This window comes from Acinetobacter sp. YH16040_T, from assembly GCF_024605785.1.
Lineage (GTDB): Bacteria > Pseudomonadota > Gammaproteobacteria > Pseudomonadales > Moraxellaceae > Acinetobacter > Acinetobacter amyesii.
On sequence record NZ_CP094541.1, the window covers coordinates 1,623,929 to 1,642,246 of the forward strand.

At 42.2% G+C, this 18,318-nt stretch carries 15 protein-coding genes; 6 read left to right on the plus strand and 9 right to left on the minus strand.

What is annotated here, in order from left to right; all coding sequences use genetic code 11:
* Positions 1-100: 100 nt before the first annotated feature.
* Positions 101-1,036, minus strand: coding sequence for a LysR substrate-binding domain-containing protein (locus MST16_RS07910; protein ID WP_180011162.1), 936 nt, complete (start codon positions 1,034-1,036; stop codon positions 101-103).
* A 246-nt stretch (positions 1,037-1,282) separates the two neighbouring features.
* Between MST16_RS07910 and MST16_RS07915 the strand changes: the two genes are divergently transcribed.
* The 3 genes from MST16_RS07915 (at position 1,283) to MST16_RS07925 (ending at position 5,430) form a co-directional block, all read left to right on the plus strand.
* Positions 1,283-2,503, plus strand: coding sequence for an acyl-CoA dehydrogenase (locus MST16_RS07915; protein WP_180011164.1), 1,221 nt, complete (start codon positions 1,283-1,285; stop codon positions 2,501-2,503).
* Between the two features lie 209 nt (positions 2,504-2,712).
* Complete coding sequence (locus tag MST16_RS07920; protein ID WP_180011166.1) at positions 2,713-4,140, plus strand: MFS transporter; 1,428 nt, start codon at positions 2,713-2,715, stop codon at positions 4,138-4,140.
* Positions 4,141-4,191: 51 nt separating this feature from the next.
* Positions 4,192-5,430 carry a CaiB/BaiF CoA-transferase family protein gene (locus MST16_RS07925; protein WP_180011168.1) on the plus strand — a complete coding sequence of 413 codons (1,239 nt, stop codon included), beginning with the start codon at positions 4,192-4,194 and terminating at the stop codon, positions 5,428-5,430.
* A 638-nt stretch (positions 5,431-6,068) separates the two neighbouring features.
* Here MST16_RS07925 and pcaD read toward each other — a convergent pair.
* The 6 genes from pcaD to MST16_RS07955 all read right to left on the minus strand — a co-directional run bounded on the left by pcaD (position 6,069) and on the right by MST16_RS07955 (position 11,194).
* Positions 6,069-6,848 carry a 3-oxoadipate enol-lactonase gene (gene pcaD, locus MST16_RS07930; protein WP_180011170.1) on the minus strand — a complete coding sequence of 260 codons (780 nt, stop codon included), beginning with the start codon at positions 6,846-6,848 and terminating at the stop codon, positions 6,069-6,071.
* Positions 6,849-6,914: 66 nt separating this feature from the next.
* The gene (gene pcaF, locus MST16_RS07935) at positions 6,915-8,120 is read right to left on the minus strand and encodes a 3-oxoadipyl-CoA thiolase (RefSeq protein WP_180004403.1); all 1,206 of its coding nucleotides are present in this window, start codon (positions 8,118-8,120) and stop codon (positions 6,915-6,917) included.
* 139 nt (positions 8,121-8,259) lie between these two features.
* Positions 8,260-8,913, minus strand: a complete 654-nt coding sequence (locus MST16_RS07940) for a 3-oxoacid CoA-transferase subunit B (RefSeq protein WP_180011172.1) — start codon at positions 8,911-8,913, stop codon at positions 8,260-8,262.
* Between the two features lie 19 nt (positions 8,914-8,932).
* Positions 8,933-9,619: a 3-oxoacid CoA-transferase subunit A gene (locus MST16_RS07945; RefSeq protein WP_180011174.1), complete on the minus strand. Its 687-nt coding sequence runs from the start codon at positions 9,617-9,619 to the stop codon at positions 8,933-8,935.
* Positions 9,620-9,773: 154 nt separating this feature from the next.
* Complete coding sequence (catC, locus tag MST16_RS07950; RefSeq protein WP_180011176.1) at positions 9,774-10,064, minus strand: muconolactone Delta-isomerase; 291 nt, start codon at positions 10,062-10,064, stop codon at positions 9,774-9,776.
* 20 nt (positions 10,065-10,084) lie between these two features.
* Entirely contained in the window at positions 10,085-11,194 is a 1,110-nt protein-coding gene (locus MST16_RS07955; protein ID WP_180011178.1) for a muconate/chloromuconate family cycloisomerase, read from the minus strand.
* 103 nt (positions 11,195-11,297) lie between these two features.
* Between MST16_RS07955 and catM the strand changes: the two genes are divergently transcribed.
* Positions 11,298-12,221: a cis,cis-muconate-binding transcription regulator CatM gene (catM, locus tag MST16_RS07960; protein WP_180011180.1), complete on the plus strand. Its 924-nt coding sequence runs from the start codon at positions 11,298-11,300 to the stop codon at positions 12,219-12,221.
* Positions 12,222-12,297: 76 nt separating this feature from the next.
* Here the strand turns inward: catM and MST16_RS07965 are convergent, their stop codons facing one another.
* Both MST16_RS07965 and MST16_RS07970 read right to left on the minus strand, forming a co-directional pair.
* Positions 12,298-13,293 carry an ABC transporter substrate-binding protein gene (locus MST16_RS07965; protein ID WP_180092312.1) on the minus strand — a complete coding sequence of 332 codons (996 nt, stop codon included), beginning with the start codon at positions 13,291-13,293 and terminating at the stop codon, positions 12,298-12,300.
* Between the two features lie 3 nt (positions 13,294-13,296).
* Positions 13,297-13,884, minus strand: a complete 588-nt coding sequence (locus tag MST16_RS07970) for an ANTAR domain-containing response regulator (RefSeq protein WP_180011183.1) — start codon at positions 13,882-13,884, stop codon at positions 13,297-13,299.
* 446 nt (positions 13,885-14,330) lie between these two features.
* Between MST16_RS07970 and MST16_RS07975 the strand changes: the two genes are divergently transcribed.
* Together MST16_RS07975 and nirB are read left to right on the plus strand one after the other, a co-directional pair.
* Positions 14,331-15,680, plus strand: a complete 1,350-nt coding sequence (locus MST16_RS07975; RefSeq protein ID WP_180009439.1) for an MFS transporter — start codon at positions 14,331-14,333, stop codon at positions 15,678-15,680.
* 66 nt (positions 15,681-15,746) lie between these two features.
* Positions 15,747-18,293, plus strand: coding sequence for a nitrite reductase large subunit NirB (gene nirB, locus MST16_RS07980; RefSeq protein WP_218946177.1), 2,547 nt, complete (start codon positions 15,747-15,749; stop codon positions 18,291-18,293).
* Positions 18,294-18,318: the final 25 nt, after the last annotated feature.

An 18,318-nucleotide genomic window follows, 5' to 3' on the forward strand; every position in this document is an offset into this window, starting at 1 on the left:
ATTTAGCCTTATATTTTAATTGATGAGTCCATTGCGTACGGTTGCATGTATTGAACGAATAATTCAGCGAATTTACTGTACTCAAAATATAGCGATTACTTCAACTTAGCTGATGCAATTCTTGTAGCACCCAATCGACAAATTTTTGTATTTGCGGTGAACTGTCTTGGCTCGAATGGACTAAATAATATTTTCGGCTACCGTGCAGTTTTTTATTTGATGCAATCACCAATTCTTTTTTTCTCAGTTCTGCTTCAATCAGCATTTGTGGAATCAGTGCCATACCCATGCCATGACTGGCGGCCACAGAAAGCATGGAAAAAAGTTCATGTCGCTGACCATCGAAAGGTTTGGGATGCTGAATCTGATGGGCCTGAAACCATTCTTGCCAAATACTTGGACGGGTGGTTTGCTGTAATAAGGGCAATTGAAGCAATTCTTCATCGCTTAAATTAAAACTGTGATCATCGGTCATTTCCGCAAGTGGAAAGTTGTTTTCAATCAATTTGGGGGAGCAGACAGGAACTACTTCCTCATCCATTAAATAATGCGCTTGAATGCCAGGCCAATGCTCAATTTGCTGTTGCGTTCCTGCAAAAATAGCTGCGTCAAAGACATTTTCATTAAACAAAAAAGGTTTGGTACTGGTTTCCAAATGCACGGTAATTTCAGGATGCTGTGAATTTAATTTATGTAATTTTGGCAACAGCCAACGTGTGGCAAACGTTGGCACAACGCCCAGCTTTAAAGTACCACCTAAGCCTTTGTGCGTCATGATATCAGAGGTGCTTTTTTCGATGCCTTGCAAAAAGGGTTTAATACTTTTTGCATATTGTTTGCCTGCTTCTGTGAGATCGACACCGTGACGCGTTCGGCTAAATAGCGTGACACCTAGATATTCTTCTAGCTGTTGAATTTGGCGTGACACAGCACTTTGAGTAATAAATAACTCTTGAGAAGCATGCGTATAACTTGCGTGTTTTGCAGCAGATTCAAAGCAAATTAAGCTTTGCAATGATGGAATATTACGCCGCATAGATAAAGTCCTTTTTATCGAGAGGTATCACAAAATGGCATATAAGAATGATTTTCATATACCACTATAGTCTATAAATAAAGCAATCCGCAGTTCAAATCAGTGGCTAAAGTGCTTAACACGCTGTGAGCCAAGCTTAGGTATGCGAAAGGCGCATATCTACATGCAAATTAATCGTTTGAATGAATCACTTTTCACACATAGCATCAAATAAAACAACGAAAACCTGAAAAAGCAGAGGATGCGATGAATCAAATGGTCAATGTAAAAAAGGCAAAAGTACAATTTAACTGGCAAGACCCGTTTCTTTTGGAACAGCAATTAACTGAAGAAGAACGCATGATTCGCGATACTGCGCATGCATACTGTCAAGAGCATTTACAGCCACGTGTACTGGAACAATTCCGCCATGAAAAAACCGATGCATCTATTTTCCGAGAAATGGGCGAACTTGGCTTACTTGGCCCAACGATTCCAGAGCAATACGGCGGCGCAGGTCTAAACTATGTTAGTTATGGTCTCGTTGCGCGTGAAATTGAATATGTGGATTCTGGCTACCGCTCAATGGCCAGCGTTCAAAGTTCTTTGGTGATGGTGCCGATTAATGAATTTGGCTCTGAAGAGCAAAAACAGAAATACCTACCAAAACTGGCAACAGGCGAATACATTGGCTGTTTTGGTTTAACTGAACCAGATCATGGCTCTGACCCAGGTAGCATGATTACTCGTGCAAAAAAAGTCGAAGGTGGCTATCGTCTCACGGGTGCAAAAATGTGGATTACCAACAGCCCAATTGCCGACGTGTTTGTTGTTTGGGCGAAAGAAGTATCGCATGAAGGCAATGTAGGTGACATTCGTGGTTTTATTTTGGAAAAAGGCTGGGAAGGGCTATCAGCACCAGCGATTCACGGTAAAGTTGGCTTACGTGCATCGATTACCGGTGAAATTGTCATGGACAATGTTTTTGTCCCTGAAGAGAACGCTTTTCCAGAAGTACGTGGTTTAAAAGGTCCATTTACCTGTCTAAACAGTGCACGTTATGGTATCGCTTGGGGCGCAATGGGCGCAGCTGAATTCTGCTGGCACACAGCGCACCAATACACCATGGACCGCAAACAGTTCGGTCGACCATTGGCGGCGAATCAGCTGATTCAAAAGAAATTGGCGGATATGCAAACTGAGATTGCCTTGGGGCTACAAGCTGCGCTTCGCTTTGGACGTATGAAAGATGAAGGTTTAGCTGCAGTAGAAGGCACATCACTCATTAAACGTAACAACTGTGGCAAGGCTTTAGATATTGCCCGTGTAGCGCGTGACATGATGGGCGGAAATGGTATTTCTGATGAGTTTGGTGTTGCCCGCCATTTGGTTAACCTCGAAGTCGTCAACACTTATGAAGGCACACATGATGTACATGCACTGATTCTAGGTCGTGCGCAAACAGGCATCGCGGCTTTTGGTAACTAATTGAATTCAATATCAATAAGGTGCTCTACATAGAGTGCCTTAGAGACTTTTTATGCAAAAATAAACTTAATCAATAAAGGATTCATCGTGAAACACTCTTGTAACTCTGTGCAATAGCCTGAGCAGTGATGAAATAAAAAGAATAAAAAAGGCAAATGTGCAGACATAGGAATGCCGATGACTCATTTGGGAAAATGAGGAACAAGGAAATGAATAACGAAATGCAAAACGGAGCAGGAACGCTCAAATTGCCTTCTAACGTGGGCACGATGCATCGTATTACCAGCAACACTTGGAAAATGGCCTTTATTTTTGCCTTTATTTCATTGGTGATTGATGGTGTAGACATTATGTTGCTGTCATTCAGCCTCACCAGTTTAAAGGCTGAGTTTGGTTTAAGTACATTTCAAGCAGGAATGCTTGGTAGCTCTTCTTTAGCAGGGATGGCGCTAGGTGGTATTTCTGGTGGATGGGCGTGCGATAAATTTGGTCGTGTGAAAACTATTGCTTGGTCGGTCGTATTTTTCTCAATCATGACATGTATTTTAGGCTTTACCCAAAGCTATGAACAATTTTTAATTTTACGTTTTATTGGCGCTTTTGGTTTGGGTTCACTTTATATGGCGTGTAATACGCTCATGGCAGAATATGTACCAACCAAATACCGCACAACGGTACTTGGGACTTTGCAAACGGGTCAAACCGTGGGGTATATCGTTGCAACGCTGATGGCGGGTGCCATTATTCCAGATCACGGCTGGCGCATGCTATTTTATGTCACGATTATTCCTGCTGCTTTTGCCCTTATCTTTATGCGTTTTGTTCCTGAACCAAAATCTTGGCAGGAAGCAAAAATTGAGCAGCTAAAACGCCGTGAATTAAAACTTGAACCTGTACAGCAGCAAGCTGCAGTCAATCAAAATGCACCTTCTGAAAGTATTTATAAACGTATTTTTGGACACACTAATCATCGCAAAATGTTCTTCTTTTGGATGTCGACCGCTGCATTTCTACAATTCGGTTATTACGGTGTTAACAACTGGATGCCAACGTATCTAGAAACCGAACTCAGCATGAACTTTAAAGCCATGACAGGCTATATGGTAGGTGCATATACCGCCATGATTCTGGGCAAAATTTTAGCCGGCTATGCCGCTGACAAGTTCGGACGTCGTATAACCTTTGTGTTTGGTACGGTAGCCACGGCAGCATTTTTACCGATCATCATTTTCTATAACACACCAACCAACATTGCCTATTTACTCGTAACTTTCGGTTTCCTATACGGTATTCCATACGGTGTAAATGCAACTTATATGGCAGAAAGCTTCTCGACGGATGTACGCGGTACGGCTATTGGCGGTGCTTACAATATGGGACGTTTAGGCGCAGCCATTGCACCAGCAACCATTGGCATGATTGCTGCTGGCGGATCGTTCACCATGGCCTTTATTGTGATGGGTGCTGCTTACTTTATTGCAGGTGTTATTCCAGGCTTGTTCATTCGTGAACGTCAATATGACCCGCAGCAAGCATCACTTTCTTCAGATGCGGAAAAAGAAAAACTTGCAAGTTTAGATACACATGTCGCTGAAGCAGAGCAAAAAGCGTCTGCAAAAACTGCAACAGTTAAATAATTAAAAAGATCTGTGCCATAGCTCAATCCTATGGCACATCTGGAGTGAACTATGGGTGCATTAAAAGGAATTCGTGTATTGGACTTAAGCCGTGTTTTGGCAGGTCCTTGGTGCGGTCAAATATTGGCTGATTTAGGAGCAGAGGTAATCAAAATTGAGCGTCCTAAAGTCGGGGATGATACACGCATGTGGGGACCACCTTGGATGCCAAATCAGCAAGGTCAAGCGACGAAAGAATCAGGCTATTACCAATGTGCGAACCGTAATAAATATTCTGTAGCCATTGATATTGCCAGTGAAGAAGGGCAAGCTCTAGTCCGTGAAATTGCCCAAACGGCAGATGTCGTGATTGAAAACTACAAAGCAGGTTCACTGGCCAAATATGGTTTGGACTATGCATCGCTCAGTGCGCTAAATCCAAATATCGTATATTGCTCAATTACAGGTTTTGGTCAGGATGGGCCACGCGCGGAAGAACCGGGCTATGACTTTATTATTCAAGGTATGTCAGGTTTGATGAGTATTACTGGTGAATCTGATGATGTAATCGGTGGAGGCGCACAAAAGGTGGGGGTCGCTGTGGTCGATATTCAGACCGGACTGTACTCAACGATTGCCATTCAGGCGGCATTGTTGGCGCGGCAGCATACAGGCCGTGGTCAATATATTGATATGTCCTTACTAGACGTACAGGTGGCGGCTCTGGCCAATCAAGGCATGAACTATTTGACCTCGGGTAAAGCACCCAAGCGTATGGGAAATAATCACCCGAATATTGTGCCGTATCAAACTTTTAAAGCCAAAGATAAGGAATTTATTATTGCCTGTGGTAATGACAAGCAATTTAAAGACTTGTGTATTGCGATTGGCTATAAAGAACTGCTAGATCAACCAAACTATTTACGTAATCAAGATCGGGTAAAGCACCGTGAAGAATTAATTCCATTATTGAGTGCCTATTTTCTCACTCAAGATGCTCAAGTTTGGGTCGATGCGATTCATGCGGTAAAAGTGCCAGTCGGTGTAATCAACTCTGTAGAAGAAGCATTAAATGAACCACAAATTCAACACCGTCAAATGGTGGTGAATATTCCACATGCTTTAAATCATGATTTTAAAGTGATTGGATCACCGATGAAATTATCTGATACGCCTGTGGAATACCGTCATGCACCTCCACAGTTAGGGCAGCACACGACAGAAATTTTGTCCCAATATAGAACTGAAGCTGAATTAAATGAATTGGCTGCACAAGGCATCATTGATCAACTCAATCATCCTGCAGCTTAAAATTTCATGGGATTATTCTTCAAACTATTCTTCAATATATGGGCTTAAACGCCTATGTGGAATGAGTGGAGTTAAAAGTTTAGACCGAAGGACTCCAATACTTCGGTCTTTTTCAATATCAATATTCATTTACGGAGTGCTTTTAATGTTAATTTTCTAGATAAAGTATAATTATTCATCAAAGCTTGGGCCTGCAATACGGTCTTTATTTTTTTGTATGAAAGAGATGTCCATACTTTTGCGCCTTGATATTTTTTCTTTAAGCTATAACTTTCAAATTCTGGATTATACACAAACCAATTTCCGCAATGCTGCACGCAATAAGCATTTATATGCCTATTTTTCAAGTCTACTAATTGCACAGAAAGATTTCGATACCATCTCCATTGACGAGAGTATAAGTCTTTATATCCTTAATACGCTGAGTTTTAACATCTGCATAAGAAATCGTAGAACTAAAGCCAATGATTAAACTAAAAAGTAATATTGATCCGTTTTTTATATAGATGAACCATTCTTCTAATTGTCCATTTATTTTAAGAACGGACATTAAATCAAAGCCTTCAAACGAAATAAAGCCCTGCACAATGGCAAGGCTCTATTTTAATAACATTACATTGAATTTGTTCAGCTGCATATTATTGCTGTATAAAATTCTGCAAAGCCTGATTAAATGCATCTGGCTGTTCAATGTTTGAAATATGCGATGCATTAATTTCAAATAATTGGCTATTTGTAATGTGTTCTTGCATAAATTGACCATCTGCAACTGTAGTTACAGGGTCTTGTTGACCTGCAATAATTAATACAGGTACGTGAATAGACGAGATTTCATTGCGTAAATCCGCTTTAGCCAAAGCTTCACAACAACTTGCATAACCTTCTGGGCTGCCAGCTCCGAGGTCGTTACTCAAAGATTGTACAGTTGCCGTGTTACTTTGGATAAAGGGTTCTGTAAACCATCGTGATGCTGCCGTTTCTGCAATTGGTTTCAGACCTTGTTGACGGACTAACTGTGCACGTTCATTCCAAGCTGATTCTTGCCCAATTTTTGCAGCGGTATTGCATACAATGACATGGTTAAAGCGTTCAGGATGATGTATTGCAAGCCATTGACCTGTTAAACCACCCATCGATATTCCACAAAATGTGGCCTGTTGAATATTTAAATGATCCAATAAATGGATGACATCTGTACCCAATTGATCAAGGCTATAAGGCCCTTGAGGGGCAGAAGATGCACCATGACCACGTGTATCATAACAAATGACAAAATAATCCTGCTGCAGCGCCTCTATCTGAGGCTTCCACATGCTGAACTTTGTGCCTAAAGAATTAGAAAAGACAATCGCAGGTTTATTGGTATCACCAAAAGTTGCGTAATTAATCGTTGCATCATTGGATATGAATGTAGGCATATTTTGAATCCTTAATTTTATAAATCTCCTAAATCCCCCTATGAGAAGGAGGACTTTTATTGAGGATTAAACACGTTCAATAATCAAAGCGATGCCTTGACCGACACCAATGCACATCGAACAGAGGGCATATTGACCTGAAATTGCCTCAAGGTGATTTAACGCAGTCATAACTAAACGGGCTCCAGATGCACCTAAAGGATGCCCCAAAGCAATAGCGCCACCGTTTGGATTGACATGTTTAGCGCCATCTTCCAAACCTAGTTCACGGGTAACCGCTAAGGCTTGAGCCGCAAAAGCTTCATTCAGCTCGATTACATCCATTTGTTCAAGGCTTAGACCTGTTTGAGCTAACAACTTTTTTATGGCAGGCGCAGGACCAAAGCCCATGATTTTGGGTTCAACACCCACCACCGTTGCCGCAATAATTTTGGCCCGTGGCTTTAACTTAAATTTGTTGACAGCATTATCAGAAGCAATCAGTAGTGCAGCTGCACCATCATTGATCCCTGAAGCATTGCCCGCAGTGACCGTCCCATCTGCTTTCACCACAGGTTTGAGTTTTGCTAAGCCTTCTGCTGTCGTCGATGCACGTGGATGCTCATCTGTATCGACTATCAGTGGGTCGCCTTTACGCTGTGGAATGATTACAGGGATGATTTCTTTCTCAAAAAAACCATTGGCTTGTGCAGCGGCTGTACGGCGCTGACTTTCTAAGGCAAAAGCATCTTGATCTTCACGGTTAATATTGAATTGTTCTGCCACATTTTCAGCGGTTTGAGGCATGGTTTCCACGCCATACATTTGCTTAAGGATTGGATTGATAAAACGCCAACCCATGGTGGTGTCTTCTATCTTTTGGCTGCGTCCATAAGCACTTTCCGATTTACCCATAACAAAGGGCGCACGGGACATACTCTCTACACCGCCGGCAATAATTAAGTCTGCTTCATTTGCTTTAATTGCACGGGCTGCCATCGCAATCGCATCAAGCGATGAACCACAAAGTCGGTTTACAGTTGTAGCAGGAACTTGAAAAGGTACACCTGCAAGTAGGGACGACATTCGTGCAACATTACGGTTATCTTCACCGGCTTGGTTCGCGCAGCCGTAAATCACGTCATCCACTGACTCCCAAGCAATACTTGGATTTCGCTGCATCAGTGCCTTAATGGGTAAGGCACCTAGGTCGTCGGTACGCACTGCTGCTAAACCGCCCGCATAACGACCGAAAGGGGTGCGGATTGCATCGATGATATATGCGTTTTTCATATTATTTATTTCCAAATCTTTTGATCTCCCTTAATCCCTCCTAAAAGGAGGGAGACTTTCCAATCTTACTTAAATGTCGATGGATTAAAGTCCCCCGTTGAAAAAGGGGGATTTATGGGGACTAATCATTCATTCTGTATTAACTTGATTTCGCATCAATCAGCTTCGCACCTGTCATTGACTGTAATTCGTCAAAGCTCAAGCCCTCAACTTTTTCAATGACTTTCATACCATCAACCGTCACATCAATGACGCACAGATCTGTATAAATACGATCGACACATTGCAGGCCTGTGGCAGGATATGACAATTCAGCGACAATTTTCGGTTCACCTTTTTTGGTCACATGGTCTGTAGTAATAAAGACTTTTTTCGCCCCAACAGCCAAATCCATTGCACCACCTACAGCAGGAATTGCATCTGGCGCACCAGTATGCCAATTTGCTAAGTCACCATTTTGGGCAACCTGAAAAGCGCCTAATACTGCAATATCTAAATGACCGCCACGCATCATGGCAAAAGAGTCGCCATGGTGAAAAAAGCAGCCGCCCGTTTGCATGGTGACAAACTCTTTTCCTGCATTAATTAATTCAGGGTCTTCTTCGCCTTTAGCCGGAGGAGGACCAAAAGCCAAAAGACCATTTTCTGAATGTAGAAAAACATCTTTGTCTGTTGGTAAATAATTTGAAATTTTGGTGGGTAAGCCAATGCCTAAATTGACATAAGCACCATCTGGAATATCTTGTGCAACACGTTCAGCAATTTGATCACGGGTTAATTTGGTATAGCTCATGGTTCTTTCCTCACGTGATTTATGCAGATTGCTCAAGCTGTGCAGGTTGAACAGCCACAACATGTTGTACAAAAATGCCAGGGGTAATAATGTGCTCAGGATCCAATGCACCAAGTTCAACCACTTCTGAGACTTGAGCAATTGTTACATCTGCCGCCATGGCCATAATGGGGCCAAAGTTACGCGCTGATTTGTTGTAAACCAAGTTGCCCCAGCGGTCGCCTTGATGTGCTTTGATTAAAGCAAAATCGGCTTTAATTGGATTTTCGAGAACAAAATCTTTGCCTTCATAATGGAGGGTAGGTTTACCTTCTGCCAGCAATGTACCAAAACCTGTTGGTGTATAAATTGGACCCAAACCCATACCTGCCGCTTGAATACGGCAAGCCAAGTTACCTTGCGGAACAAGCTCAAGTTCTATCTTTCCTGCACGATATAATTCATCGAACACCCAAGAGTCGGATTGGCGAGGGAAAGAACAGATCATCTTACGGACAGCACCAGCTTTGAGTAATTTAGCCAGTCCATAGTCACCATTACCTGCATTGTTATTGACGATGATGAGATCTTTGATCCCAAGTTCAATCAGTCCATCAATCAGTTCAGCAGGCTGACCAGCCGTACCGAAACCGCCAATCATAATGGTTGATCCATCCTTAATTTGAGAAAGTGCTTCTGTTAATGAAGCGGTACTTTTATCAATCATGCTACGATCCTTCATCAAGAACGATAAAACTATTTACCTGACTAACCACTTCAGTCATACAAGGCAGATAATCTTTTATTTCAAATATTTACAAACTTAAAAATGCATATAAATGGATTCTAATCATGTGCTACACAATTGGAATCCAATCACATCAGCTGTCATCACCACGAACAGAAGAGGGATGACGATTTAAAGCCATAACTTCAATATTCATATACGGGTAAAGGGGAAGCCCTTGTAAAATGTTGTGTAACTCTTCATTGCTTTCAACATCAAAAATACTGATATTTGAATATTGACCGGTAATGCGCCAGATATGACGCCATTTGCCTTGACGTTGTAAATCTTGTGAATAAGCCTTTTCTACAGCTTTAATTTCATTGGCTTTTTCGACTGGCATATCTAATGGAATATTGACATCCATGCGTACTTGGAAAAGCATTTCTTACTCCTAGCTAAATGTTATTTGCGACGTAAGTCATCAATTTTGTTTTCATCAATTTCAATCCCTAAACCCGCTGTGGTCGGAATCTTGAGTTCGAAATCTTGATATTGAAGTGGGGTTTTTAAAATTTCTTCAGTCAACAGCAATGGACCAAAAAGCTCCGTGCCATAAGCTAAATTGTCAAATGTAGAAAATGCATGTGCCGATGCAATAGTGCCCACAGGGCCTTCAAGCATGGTTCCACCGTATAAATCGATACCCGCAAGTTTGGCGATTTTTGAAACCTCACAGCCTTCGATTAAACCGCCAGACTGTGCAACTTTGACTGCAAAAACAGAGGCAGAATGGTGCCGAGCAAGTTGATATGCCGTTTGAGGCCCCATCAGTGATTCATCTGCCATAATCCCAATATCAAAACGACGAGTTAAACGGCACATCGCGTCAATGTTATCGATTGCGCAAGGCTGCTCAATCAGGTCAACACCACCATCTTGTAACAACTGAATGCCTTTAATGGCATCTAATTCAGACCATGCACGGTTGACATCTACACGTATAGAAATGTCTGAACCTAACGCTTTTTTAATGGCTAAAACATGCTCAACATCAGCTTCAACGGGACGTGAACCGATTTTAAGTTTGAAAATATTGTGTCGTTTTGCCGCAATCATTTTTTGTGCTTCGGCTATGTCTTTTTCCGTATTGCCAGATGCAAGTACCCAAAGAACAGGCAAGCTGTCACGTAAACGGCCGCCCAATACTTCACTTAAGGGCAGATTTAAACGCTGCGCCAAAATATCGAGTAGCGCCGTTTGAATGGCACATTTAGCAAAGCGATTGCCGTTAATATTACGTTTAATAGCTTGCATGGTTTGAGCTACATTCAAACCAGTGAGAGTTTTCAGTAAAGGACTAAAATAAGTTTCAATATTGGTACGAATGCTTTCAGGGCTTTCTTCACCATAGCCTAGACCACCAATCGTCGTCGCTTCACCCCAACCGATATAACCATCTTCGGTGGTGATTTTAATCAAAACAAGGGTTTGCGTTTGCATGGTTGCAACAGCCATCTTGTGCGGACGGATTGTTGGGATTTCCACGAGCAGGGTTTCAATCGACTTATACATCTTGCGTATTTCTTATCTATCCAACTATTTATATACCCTAATTTAATGTAATATCTTTAACTAGAGCGATTTTGGTATTTTTAGATACTTAAAAGGTATATAAATGGAATTAAGGCACTTACGTTACTTTGTCACTGTGGTTGAAGAGCAAAGTATTACCAAGGCAGCAGAAAAATTATGTATTGCTCAGCCGCCTTTGAGCCGCCAAATTCAAAAGCTTGAAGAAGAACTGGGCATTACCTTGTTTGAGCGTGGTTCTAGACCCGTGAAAACCACAGAAGCTGGTATGTTCTTTTATGAGCATGCTGTGCAGATATTGACGCATACCGCCCAGGCCACAACCATGGCACAGCGGATTAATGCCGTCGATAAAACTGTCCGCATTGGTTACGTCAGTTCGCTTTTATACGCATTATTGCCGCAAATTATTTATTTATTTCGACAACGTAACCCAGATATTCATGTTGAACTCATAGAATGTGGCACACGCGACCAGATTGAAGCCTTAAAAACCGGTCGAATTGATATTGGTTTTGGACGACTTCGATTAACTGATCCGTCCATTAAACGTATTTTATTAAGAAAAGAAGCGCTACGTTTAGCTATTCATAAAAATCATCATTTGGCTGAATTTAAAGACAAAGGCATTTATCTTTCTCAAATTTTAGATGAACCCATTTTTGCCTATCCAACGACACCGAAACCGAATTTTTCCACGCTCATTCAATCGATATTTACCGAATTAGGACTTGTACCTAAACTTTTAACCGAAGTGCGTGAAATTCATATGGCTTTGGGCTTAGTGGCGTCGGGAGAGGGCATTTCCTTGATTCCTGAAAGTGCCAGTGATATTGGCATGAAAAATTTGATGTACATCCCAATCTTAGATTTGGAAGCCTATAGTCCAATTTCTTTGTCGGTGCGCAATATGGATCATAGTAATTACATTCCAAAGATACTGGATTGCATTCGTGAAGTCTTCGTTGAAGAAAATATCGACTTACACGCCATCGATGCAGATGCATAACTAATCAAGGTTTCATGGTCGATGTAACACAAGATCCACTATTCAGATGATAGGGTCTTATGGAATATCAATCACTTCAGCCCAAAGCATCCTGATAAATACAAGATTGTGCTATTTCAAAAACCTTTTCATCTTCAATATTTAATTGATCGTATTGCTGCATTTTTTGAATCATCCATTCAAAGTCTGAAGTTTGTGGCGCTTGGGTCTTGCCAAAATTTTGAATGATGCTTTTGATCCGATGAAAAGCCTCGACGTGAATCTGCTCAGAACAATCAAAACGGATGATGTGATATTGCTTTAACAAAGAAAATATTTCTGAGAAATGCGTTTGTTGAAGCAGATCGTTTTGTGCTTTTTGGATGGCAAGATTGATCGCCTTTAAGGTATTGGGATGTTTTTCTGCCCAATCATGAGTAAAAGCCAAAACCTTATCTGGTATAGGCTTAATAATATCTTGGCTATTGACGATGATACGACTATAGCCTTGTATTTCAGATTGCGTATTCCACGGCTCTCCGACACAGAATCCATCAATTCGTTGCGTTGATATTGCTTCCACCATATAAGGCGGTGGTAGAGTTGAAAAGGTCTGCGTTTGAGCGAGTTCTGTGTCGGCAAGTGCCAACCATTCTCTTAAAATATAATGATGAATCGAATGCTGAAAAACATGCGCCAACTGAATCTTTTGAGTCTGCTTTATCGCAGATACGATTTTCTCTGCTGAATTAATTGGTAGATCTAATGCATGGATCTTTAATTCATAGTAGAGCTTTTGACTCAGACTAATATAAGCGCAATTGGTACTGAGCGTTAGTGAGGTTTGTAAGGGGATGCCGAGATGGTCTTTGCCCGTCACAGACGCAGGCAGCATGGCCGATAAACAGTGTGCTGCATCTAAAAAACCAAAAGCTAGACGGTCACGTAAACTTGCCCAAGACGGTTCTTGAGTTAGTGTGACATTCAAGCCTTGTTCAGCAAAATACCCTTGATGTTCTGCCCAGAGCAAAGCAACACAGTCAAGTAAAGGAATATAGCCCAATTGAATATCAGTTTTTTCAAGCTTTTGCATGGTTTATTCCTTAAATTGAGACTGTAACAGCGCTTGCGCATCAAGCAGTCGGCGCGCCATTTCACCCATCGTCATACGGTGACTCATGGCATTTTTTCTCAGCAAATTAAATGCTTGATCTTCGGTTAAACCATGCATTTGTATTAAAAGCACTTTGGCTTTTTCAATATCTTTTCGATCGGCCAATTTGCACTTGGTTTCAGCCAAATCATTCAGCAGTTTTTTATGCTTTTTATATTGTTCAATCGAAATTTCTAAAATGCTATTCAAACGTGCAGGGTCAATACCATCGACAATATATGCCGTGACACCCGCATCAATCGCGCTTCGGATGATTTCAAGACTCGAATTTTTAGTGAACAGAATAGTCGGTAAGTCAAATTGGCTGACACAGCTTTCAATGACATCGCGATGTGGATGATCCATATCCAATAAAATCACATCTGCCTGAATATTTTGCAGATATGACATATTTAAATGATCAATCATGAAACTGGCGACCACATCAAAGTCATGTTGAATTAATGAGGCTTGAATAAATTCAGCGCGTTCTTGATCATCATCAATTAGGGCTATTTTTAGTTTTGGCATGCAAACGCTCAGACAGAGCCAAACAAATACGTATTGAGTTTTCTAAGCAATTTAAATGCCAAATTTTAAGACAATACAAAGTATAAATCTGCTTCTAAATTTTAGCTTGGTTATATGCACATTTTAAAATAGAACCATTTCCGTGCACTGATCTTGTGCAGGGCTGAACCACGTTTGAACATTCAGCCGCATCTCTATAGGCATATTGACTATCTATTTACCTTAATTCGCTTATTTTCGGATAGATCGGCGCTCAATGCTTAAATATAGAGATGAAATTTGCGATTGAAATAAAAACTTGGCACGTATCGTGCTTAATACTTATTGAGTCAAAGAAGACTCTAAAAATTTGTTAGACGGCCAACGACGTCCGTTCTGATCGACTCTGTTATGTGTTAGCGACATAACCGAGTAATTCATGCGTTCAGTTCAGTCAGGAGAAGGTTATGTCTTCAAATTTAAATGCCAAAAAAGCCACAAAAATAAGTCTATTTAATTTTTCTTCAGCAGCAATGCGGGCCTTCCACATGAGTTGGCTCGCATTCTTTGTTTGCTTCTTTGCATGGTTTGCCTGTGCACCGTTGATGCCAGTGATTGCTGGCGAATTTCACCTCACGAAAGATCAAATTGCCAATATTAATATTGCCGCTGTTGCGATCACGATTTTAGTCCGTCTGATCGTTGGTCCTTTATGTGATAAATATGGCCCGCGTAAAACCTATACAGCTTTATTAATCATCGGCAGTATTCCAGTCTTTGGTGTCGCTTCTGCGAGCAGCTATGAATCCTTTCTTTTCTTCCGCTTGCTGATCGGCGCGATTGGCGCAAGCTTCGTCATCACTCAGTACCATACAAGCATTATGTTTGCGCCTAATGTTGTGGGTACAGCCAATGCTGCAACAGCAGGCTGGGGCAATGCAGGCGGCGGTGCAACTCAAGCCCTTATGCCTTTACTGCTTGGCGCACTCGTTATGTTTGGTGTAGAGCAAGCGATGGGCTGGCGTATTGCGCTGATTGTACCCGGTGTGATGATGCTGATTGTTGGTGCGCTTTACTGGAAGTTCACACAAGACTGTCCGCAAGGCAACTTTAAAGAACTTCGCGAACAAGGCATCAGTGTTGGCAGTGACAAAAAAGGCGGCTTGGCAATTCTAATGCATGCAGCACGCAATTACCGTGTATGGATTCTATTTGGCGCTTACGCAGCTTGTTTCGGTATTGAAATCTTTATTCACAACATTGTAGCAATGTACTACGTCGACCATTTCAGCTTTGGATTAAAAGAGGCGGGTATGGCAGCAGGTATCTTTGGTTTGCTTGCATTGTTTGCTCGTGCGCTTGGCGGCATTGTTTCGGACAAAGTAGCGACTAAAAAAGGCTTGGATGGCCGTACCAAAGTGTTATTTGCCATGATTCTGCTAGAAGGCTTATTCCTGATTGTCTTCTCACAAATGAATACTGCAGTGCTTGCAATCCTTGCAATGACAGTCTTTGCGCTCTTCACCCATATGGCGTGCGGCGCAACCTATGCCTTGGTGCCATTCATTGACCGTGATGCTTTAGGCGGTGTTGCAGGCATTATCGGTGCAGGCGGTAACGTAGGTGCAGTGGCTGCAGGCTTCTTGCTTAAAGGCATGCTGGATATTCAAACCACGCTTATGGTGTTGGGCGGTCTAGTGGTTATCGCTGCAAGCTGTGTACTCATGATCCGCTTCTCTGTAGAGCATAAGGAAAAAGAACAGCGCCTATTTGAACAAGCTGTAAATGAACGAAATTTAGCTGAAGCTCAAAACTAATACTGAAAAGTTGCCTCTAAACATCGCGATTTAGGGGCAAATAAAAAAATCTTGCGGAGAAAGAATATGAAAATCATCATGATTGGACATGGCATGGTTGGCCATAAATTTATCGAATCTGTACTGGAACACGCAGGTGATGATGTTGAATTAACCATTTTGGCTGAAGAGCCGCGTTTAGCCTATGACCGTGTGCATTTAACTGAATATTTCAGCGGTAAATCGGCTAAAGATTTAACCCTATGCCGCAGCGACTTTGCCGATGCATACGGTATAGATTTACGCCTTAGCACCAAAGCGGTTGAAATTGATCAGCGCAATAAAACGGTCACAACCAATCACGGTGATATTCTTTCTTTTGACAAGCTGGTGCTCGCAACAGGTTCATATGCATTTGTGCCGCCAATTCCAGGCAATGAGCGTGAAAACTGCTTTGTGTACCGTACCATTGAAGACTTAGATGCCATCCGTGCCGCAAGCTTGAATGCTAAAACAGGTGTGGTGATCGGCGGCGGTTTATTGGGTCTGGAAGCAGCAAAAGCGCTGCGTGATTTAAACTTAGAAACCCATGTTGTTGAATTTGCACCACGCTTAATGGCAGTTCAGATTGATGATCTAGGCGGTAAAGTTTTACGCTCGAAAATTGAAAATCTAGGTGTTAAAGTCCATACGCAAAAAGCGACATCTTGCATCGAAGATGGTGCAAATGCGAAGCATGTAATGAAGTTTGGTGATGGTTCTGAACTGGAAACCGACATCATCTTATTCTCTGCAGGTATCCGCCCACGCGATGAATTAGCGCGCCAAAGTGGTTTAGCCATTGGTGAGCGTGGCGGTATTGTAATTAACGATTATTGCCAAACCTCAAACCCTGACATTTATGCCATTGGTGAATGTGCGCTTTGGCAGAATAAAATTTATGGCCTAGTTGCGCCGGGCTATGACATGGCACGTATTGCAGCAAAGCATGTGATGGAACAAAACTGCACGCTTTTCGCTGGTGCAGATATGAGCACCAAGCTGAAACTGATGGGAGTTGATGTTGCATCTGTAGGCGATGCGCATGCAATGACACCAAATTCTTTAAGCTATTTCTATGCAGATGAAGCAGCTCAGGTTTATAAAAAAATTGTCGTGAATGCAGAGAAAACTAAGCTGCTAGGTGCAGTATTGGTGGGCTGTGCTAAAGAATACAATGACCTGCTGCAAATGATGCTGAATGGCTTAGAAGTTCCAGAAAGCCCAGAAAGCCTAATCATGCCTGGCTATGCACAATCTGCAGGTAAATCGGGCGGAAGCGGTGTCGATCTGCTGCCAGACAGCGCAACGATTTGTTCATGTAACAACGTCTCTAAAGCAGATATTTGTTCAGCCATTGCTGACGGATCGACTTCTTTAGGCGCATTGAAAAAATGTACTAAAGCTGCAACAGCTTGCGGCGGCTGTGCGCCATTAGTCACTCAAGTACTTAAATCGGAGCTTCAGCGTCAAGGTGTCACTGTAAATAACCATTTATGTGAACACTTTGCTTATTCACGCCAAGAGCTCTATCACTTGGTACGTGTGAACGAAATCAAAACCTTTGATGACCTGATTCAACAGCATGGCCATGGTTTAGGCTGTGATATCTGTAAACCGACGGCAGCCAATATCCTAGCGTCATGCTGGAATGACTTTGTACTTAAACCAAGCCATGCGGGCTTGCAAGACAGTAATGACTACTACCTCGGCAATATTCAAAAAGACGGTTCATATTCAGTAGTACCTCGTATGGCTGGCGGTGAAGTTACTCCGGACGGATTAATTGCCGTGGGTCAAATTGCTAAAGAATATGGTCTATATACCAAACTTACAGGCGGTCAGCGTGTTGATATGTTTGGTGCACAAGTGCATCAACTGCCTGAAATCTGGGAAAAATTGATTGCTGCAGGTTTTGAGTCTGGCCATGCCTACGGCAAATCACTGCGTACGGTGAAATCTTGTGTCGGCAGTACTTGGTGCCGTTATGGCGTGGACGATTCAGTCGGCTTGGCGATTTATTTAGAGAACCGCTACAAAGGCCTTCGCTCACCGCACAAACTGAAAATGGCTGTGTCGGGCTGTACCCGTGAATGTGCTGAGGCGCAAAGTAAAGATGTGGGCGTGATTGCGACAGAAAAGGGCTGGAACCTTTATGTATGCGGCAATGGCGGTATGAAGCCACGTCACGCAGAGCTTTTGGCATCAGACTTAGATACGCAAACATTGATTAAATACATTGACCGTTTCTTTATGTTCTACATTCAAACAGCAGACCGTTTGCAGCGTACTTCTGTATGGCGCGACAACATGGAAGGCGGTTTAGATTACCTGAAAGATGTCGTTGTGAATGATTCGCTTGGCGTAGCGGGTGAACTTGAACGCCGTATGAGCCATGTTGTGGGTACATATCAAGATGAATGGCGTACTGCTGTAGAAGATCCTGAAGTACGTAAACGCTTTGTGACTTTCGTGAATGCAAAAGCAGAACAGCAAAATGATCCGCATATTCAGTTTGCATCCGTTCGCGGTCAAATCAGACCCAAAACAGAAGCTGAACGCGATACGACACGCATTCCAGTGGTTGAAGCTTAAGAGAATAACGAATTTAAAACTTCTT

What these genes read in the sequence shown, in the direction of transcription:
- pcaD (WP_180011170.1), bottom strand. Translation starts at nt 6,848, where the DNA reads ATGCCTACATTCATATCCAATGATGCAACGATTAATTACGCAACTTTT.
- MST16_RS07965 (WP_180092312.1), bottom strand. Translation starts at nt 13,293, where the DNA reads ATGCAAAAGCTTGAAAAAACTGATATTCAATTGGGCTATATTCCTTTA.
- MST16_RS07970 (WP_180011183.1), bottom strand. Translation starts at nt 13,884, where the DNA reads ATGCCAAAACTAAAAATAGCCCTAATTGATGATGATCAAGAACGCGCT.
- MST16_RS07925 (WP_180011168.1), top strand. Translation starts at nt 4,192, where the DNA reads ATGGGTGCATTAAAAGGAATTCGTGTATTGGACTTAAGCCGTGTTTTG.
- MST16_RS07910 (WP_180011162.1), bottom strand. Translation starts at nt 1,036, where the DNA reads ATGCGGCGTAATATTCCATCATTGCAAAGCTTAATTTGCTTTGAATCT.
- catM (WP_180011180.1), top strand. Translation starts at nt 11,298, where the DNA reads ATGGAATTAAGGCACTTACGTTACTTTGTCACTGTGGTTGAAGAGCAA.
- catC (WP_180011176.1), bottom strand. Translation starts at nt 10,064, where the DNA reads ATGCTTTTCCAAGTACGCATGGATGTCAATATTCCATTAGATATGCCA.
- nirB (WP_218946177.1), top strand. Translation starts at nt 15,747, where the DNA reads ATGAAAATCATCATGATTGGACATGGCATGGTTGGCCATAAATTTATC.
- pcaF (WP_180004403.1), bottom strand. Translation starts at nt 8,120, where the DNA reads ATGAAAAACGCATATATCATCGATGCAATCCGCACCCCTTTCGGTCGT.
- MST16_RS07940 (WP_180011172.1), bottom strand. Translation starts at nt 8,913, where the DNA reads ATGAGCTATACCAAATTAACCCGTGATCAAATTGCTGAACGTGTTGCA.
- MST16_RS07915 (WP_180011164.1), top strand. Translation starts at nt 1,283, where the DNA reads ATGAATCAAATGGTCAATGTAAAAAAGGCAAAAGTACAATTTAACTGG.
- MST16_RS07955 (WP_180011178.1), bottom strand. Translation starts at nt 11,194, where the DNA reads ATGTATAAGTCGATTGAAACCCTGCTCGTGGAAATCCCAACAATCCGT.
- MST16_RS07975 (WP_180009439.1), top strand. Translation starts at nt 14,331, where the DNA reads ATGTCTTCAAATTTAAATGCCAAAAAAGCCACAAAAATAAGTCTATTT.
- MST16_RS07920 (WP_180011166.1), top strand. Translation starts at nt 2,713, where the DNA reads ATGAATAACGAAATGCAAAACGGAGCAGGAACGCTCAAATTGCCTTCT.
- MST16_RS07945 (WP_180011174.1), bottom strand. Translation starts at nt 9,619, where the DNA reads ATGATTGATAAAAGTACCGCTTCATTAACAGAAGCACTTTCTCAAATT.